The organism is Microbacterium testaceum (assembly GCF_001476655.1).
Lineage (GTDB): Bacteria > Actinomycetota > Actinomycetes > Actinomycetales > Microbacteriaceae > Microbacterium > Microbacterium testaceum_C.
The window spans coordinates 1-5,193 of sequence record NZ_LDRT01000226.1 but is presented as its reverse complement, the minus strand read 5'-3'; the positions used below and the strand labels follow the sequence as shown (position 1 = coordinate 5,193).

3 protein-coding genes are annotated in these 5,193 nt (G+C 70.9%); all 3 read right to left on the bottom strand.

The window, feature by feature from the left end:
• Nucleotides 1-103: 103 nt before the first annotated feature.
• Nucleotides 104-3,457, bottom strand: a complete 3,354-nt coding sequence (locus NS220_RS18600) for an ATP-binding protein (RefSeq protein WP_058625446.1) — start codon at nt 3,455-3,457, stop codon at nt 104-106.
• Entirely contained in the window at nt 3,454-4,176 is a 723-nt protein-coding gene (locus tag NS220_RS18595) for a DUF4194 domain-containing protein (RefSeq protein ID WP_058625445.1), read from the bottom strand. Before NS220_RS18595 ends, NS220_RS18600 begins: the two co-directional genes overlap by 4 nt.
• Nucleotides 4,169-5,193 (bottom strand): DUF3375 family protein (locus NS220_RS18590; RefSeq protein ID WP_058625444.1); only part of this gene is annotated, 1,025 nt, incomplete at its 5' end. The genes NS220_RS18595 and NS220_RS18590, both read right to left, overlap by 8 nt.

Sequence of the window (5,193 nt, the reverse complement as noted above, 5' to 3'; positions counted from 1 at the left end):
TTCGCTCGTTTTTTGTTTGATGATCCTGCGACGCACGAGTGCACACTGCGTTAGATCTTCGGCCACGTCAGATGGGTATAACAGACAGTCCCCACGCCGAGCATCACGCCCCCGCCGGCAACCCCACCTTCGCCTTCGCCCACGAGCGCCCGCGCGTGTCCTTGAGGATGTCGTACTCGACGTCGACGTGCGGCTCGATCGCGCTGTACTTGTCGTTCGGGGCGCCGATGACCAACTGGAAGCCCAGGCCCCGCCACGCGCCGATCGCGCGCTTGGTGAAGTGCGCGTCGGCCTTGATGAGCGCCTCGTCGAGGAAGACCGGGGCGTAACGCGGACGCTCCGACCCGGCATCCCCGAGCTGGTACCGCAGGGCGGCGCCGACGATGAACGCGATCAGCTCCTGCGATTCGCCGCCGGATTTCTCGCCGATGTGGTCGTACAGAGCCACGTGCTCGCCCGTGTCGGCGCGGAAGCGTTCGGCGCTGACCCGCACGTGATTTCGCACATCCACGAGGTCGGCGAAGTCGGGAGCCGCCGAACGGATCCGCCCGATCAGCCGCGCCATGCGGCCGTAGACGGCCTCGCGCTCCTCGTCGGAGGAGGCCGCGTCGATCGCGGCACGCACATCGCGCAGCTCGCGGCGGAAACGGCGCCGCACCTCCGACTGATTCTCGCGGGGCACGATCTGCAGCCGATGCTCGTCGTCGTAGAACGGCAGGTCCTGCATGATGTCGTTGATCGGCGCGATCCGTTCGCGAATCTCACGGAGCGCCCGCGTCAGCGCCGAATCGAGGCTCGTCAGGTCGTTGCCCGACAGGCGCAGCAGCGAATCCCTCCACTCCGCCTCGAGCTCGTGCAGACCGCTGGCCTCCAGGTCGGCGAGGATCCGCTCGAAGTCGCCGAGCGACTCGTCGGGGTCGGCGAGCAGGTTGGGGCTCGGCCACCGGTCGGTGAACGCCGTGAGCGTGCGCCGCAGGCTCTCGCGCTGATCGGCGAAGGTCTCCTGCGCGGCGCGCTGCTCTTCGAGCAGCAGACGAGACGCGCTCTCGAGAGCCGCGTCGAACCGGGCAAGACGCTGAGACGGCGAAGAATCCTCCGTGGAAGGCGCCACGAAGAGCCCGTCGAGATACGCGGCGTCGTCGGCCGAGAGCACCAGCTCGGTGTCCTCGGCCCGTTCGATCAGGAGCTGAGCGGCATCCACGTCGTCGGTGACCTCGGCCCAGCGCGCGGCGAGGGCCCGCTGCTCGGTCTTCGCCGCACCGATCTCCTCGCGCAGCCGGGCGGCGCGCGCCCGGGTCCCGGCGATCTGCTCCTGGAGCTCCGCGATGCGCGGGTTTCCCGCGGTGATCTCGACGATCGTCTCGTTCCAGCGGTCGATCTCGCGCTGAACGGATGCCGTGTCCACCTGGTCCCATGACAGATCCGCGATCTTCTCATAGGCGCTGCGCCGCGCGTCGAACGCGTCGAGGGCGGCGGCGGCCTCGTCGACCGCGGCCTGGGCGGCCGCCAGGTCACGGCGCACGGTGACGATCTGTTCGCCGAGTTCGCTCAGGCGCACGCGGGACGAGAACCCGAGGATGCTCTGGCGCGTCGACCCGCCGTGCGCGCCGCGCGAACCCTGACTCGTCTGGCCGGTGAGGGTGAGAGCGAGCCGGTGCCCCGTGAGATCTCGGGCACTGTCCACGCACACGAACGCGAACTGCTGTTCGAGCCGGTCCTGCAACCAGCCGGTGAAGGGGGAGCGGCGGTACTCCAGGCGGCCCGGAAGCGTCGCGGGGTCGAGACCGGTGCGTTCGGGCAGTCCCGTCGACACCCCCTCGAACCGGAGGCGCTCGCTCAGCCTGACGCCGTCGATCGCGGAGCGGAAGGATGCCAGGTGCGCGGCATCCACGAGAACCGTCGTCGCGAAACCTCCGAGGGCGAGCGTGAACGCCCCGCGCCACGGCTCGAACTCGGTGCGGACGTCCACGAGCTCGGCCACGAACGGCAGCTCGGCCGCGGTGAGACCGGCAGCCTCGGCCAGCGCCTCCCGCGCCTCGTGCAACCGCTGCGGGATGTTGTCGTCGCGCGTCTGCGTGCGGCGGTGCTCGGCCTCGAGGGAGGCGAGCTGCTGACGCGCGGCGGTGTGCCGGCTGCTGGCCGCGACGAACGCGTCGCGCACGGCGGTCTTGGCGTCGACATCGCCGAGCGTGCGGCGGGCCTCGTCCACGACGGCGGCGAACTGCTTCGACGACGTGACCTCGACCGACAGCACGGCCAGCGCCGCCTCGAACCTCTCCCGGTCGCGCTGCATCCCGGCGAGCCGTCGCTCCAGGCCCCGCAGTTCGCGCTGGGCCGCGTCGAGCCGGTCGCCGCCGGCCGCGCGCAGCACGTCGCCGAGTCCCTCGCGCTCGGCTTCCGCGGCATCCGCGAGAGCCTGTCGCTCGCGCACGAGCGCGTCGGTGGCGTGCGTGCGCTCGCGAAGCTCGTCCTCCACCGCGCCGAGCAGGTCGACCCGCCGCTGCGCGCGCCACAGCGACGCTCGCGACTCCGGGTCGCCGAAGCGTCCGAGCGTGTCGAGCAACCGGAGGCGCTCCGACGCCTCGTCGATGCGCGTCTTCATCGCGCGGATGGGCTGCAGAGCCCGCACCTGCTGACGCGCCTCGAGCATGCGCGTGCGCGTGGACTCGAGACCGTCGAAGTGCGAGACGACCGCATCGGCCACCGCGAGGGTCTCGGGCTCCTCGAGCACCATGCGCTTGTACAGGTCGTCGACGGTGGTGATCTGCTGCCCGGCCTGGATGCGGGCGAGAAGGCTCATCGCCTTCGTCCCCGCTCCCGCCGCGCCGATCCCGAGCACCGCGTGCAACCGCGCCGAGAACTCCCGGTCGGTCGCGAGGGTGTCCAGGCCAGTCGCTCGCACCGCGGAATCCGAGAGGTGGCTCTGCGCCGCCCGCTCCAGCTGACGCAGGTCGAACGCGCCGTGCACGGTCGCGCGCACCTTGACCGCGTCGTCGAGGGTGCGCGCCGTGGCGGGGATGTACCAGGCCCGCACCGCCGTGAACCGCGCCCCGTCGTGGTCGGCCCACGTCATCGCGATCGCCGTCCAGGTGTCGACGCCGTCTCCACGCAGCACGCGCACCTTCGTGCCCTCGTCGGTGCGCGATTCGTCGAGCTTGCCGCGGCCGTACGACAGGATGTTGCGCTGCTCCTGCCCGCGCGGGCGTCCCACGACCGCGCCGTTCGACGCCCCGTTGAAGGGGGTCGTATGCGGCATCATCAGCGCGACGTACGCGTCCATGAGCGTCGACTTGCCCGAGCCCGACCCGCCGCACAGCAGCGTCGCGGTCGGGGCGAAGCGCACGCGGTGCGGGCCGTCGTAGCCGCCCCAGTTGATCAGCTGCAGATCTTCGGCGACCCACTGCTGGCCGCGCGAGGCGGCGGGGATGAGTCCGAAGAGGGTCTCGAGCATGGTCACAGTGAGTCTCCTTCGGAAGCCCCGGATGCCACGACCTCGGGCTCACGCGGTGTCGACGTCTCGGCATCCCGTGTCTGCTCGTCGAGCCAGCGCTGAAGCTCCCGCAAGACCTCCGCGCTCAACACGACTTCGATGAGAGGCCCGATGCGGTACCGGCCCTCGGACTCCTCCTCGATGATCCCCTCGCGATCCAGGCGGGCGATCGCCGTGCGCACGGCTCGCTGCTGGCTCGCGCGCGTACCGTCGGTCTCGGCGAAGTACGTCAGCACCGTCTGCTCGACCTCTTCGACGTCGACGCGGGCGGATGCCGTGCCCGCGGTCGTCTCGCGCTGGAACACGGTGCGCAGGTAGACGAGCACGAGCGTCTCGGCGCGGGAGTACGCCTCGTCCTTCAACAGGATCGGCACGTCGACCTCGTCGCTGCGCACCTGCTCCTTGTACGCCACCCCGCGGGCGTGATCGACGACGAGCCGGACGAACAGGTCGTTCAGCCGCGACTCGATCATCTGCTGGTGCTCGAGCAGCAGCTTCCACTCGGCGGGGGAGGACTCGGCGAGCAGGAAGCGGCGCTGCAGGATCCGCACCAGCACGCGTCTGACCTCGGCGTCGAGGGTGCCACGGTCGCCGGCGAACAGCGCGTCGGGGTCGTTCTCCATCGCGACGGGCGCGATGAACACCGGGTCGCCGGTCTCGGGTTCCGGCAGGTCCACGTCAGTCATCGGGAGTGCTCTCTCTCACATGGTCGTCGGTGCCGCTGAGGTCGGCGTCGGCGGGGGCAGAGCTTCCTGCTCTGACCGCCCCGAACGCGAACCGCCTGGTCGTGCCATCGGGACGCACGGCCTCGACGATCGAGACCTCGTCGGTCTCGACGAGACCCCCGCGATGGACGATCTCGAGCAGACCCACGAGGTCGACGGGGCGGCGGGTCTCGGCATCCGCCCCCGCGAACGCTTCGGCGAGGTCGAAGCCGGAGCCGAGGCCCGCCACGTACGCCTCGAGCTCGGCGTAGTGCGGACCACCCCAGGCACGCGTGTCGGCATCGACGAACTCGACGTCGGACGTGTCCGATGCCAGGGGCTCAGGCGCCCCGGCGGGCCGGACGTCGCTGAGGGACTGACGCAGGTGTCCCACATCGGCCAGCGGCAGGGTGCGCACCGGCTCGACGCGACCGGGGGAGCGGGTCTGGCTCCAGCGGTGAAGGCCGGCCATGACCCCGCGCAGCAGGTCGTCGACCTGCCGGTCGCGGATGGGGTCGTGCGTGCGCACCTGGGCCGTGATGACGTGCGAGGCGCGACGTTGGGCGGTGAGCACCTCCTGCACACCCGCTTCGACGCGGCGGGCGATGGCATCCAGTTCCCCGCGCTGATCGGGAGTCATCAGACGGGAGAACGGCTGGGCGAGAACGGCGTGCAGTTGGTCGGTGAGGTCGTCGATGTTCTCGGGGTCGCCGATCAGGCGGAGCGCCCCCTGGAACGCGCGCCCCTCGGGGGTCGCCTGCATCACCTGGCGGCCTCGTTCGAGGTACTCGCGCAGCACCTCGCCGGTGGGCCGCACGTCGCGTCGGAGCTCCGCGACGACGTCGCGCTGCATCGCCGCGATCGACTCCGCCACGCGCGAGAAGTCGGCGGGGAGCTCGCGGGCGAGATGGATGACGTTCTCGGCCTCCTCGAGGAGGTGGTCGTCGTCGAGCGGTTCGACCACACCCTCCTCCAGAGCCGCGATCTCGGCATCCAGGG

Coding starts and splice junctions, on each gene's coding strand:
- NS220_RS18595 (WP_058625445.1), bottom strand. CDS start 4,176: ATGACTGACGTGGACCTGCCGGAACCCGAGACCGGCGACCCGGTGTTC.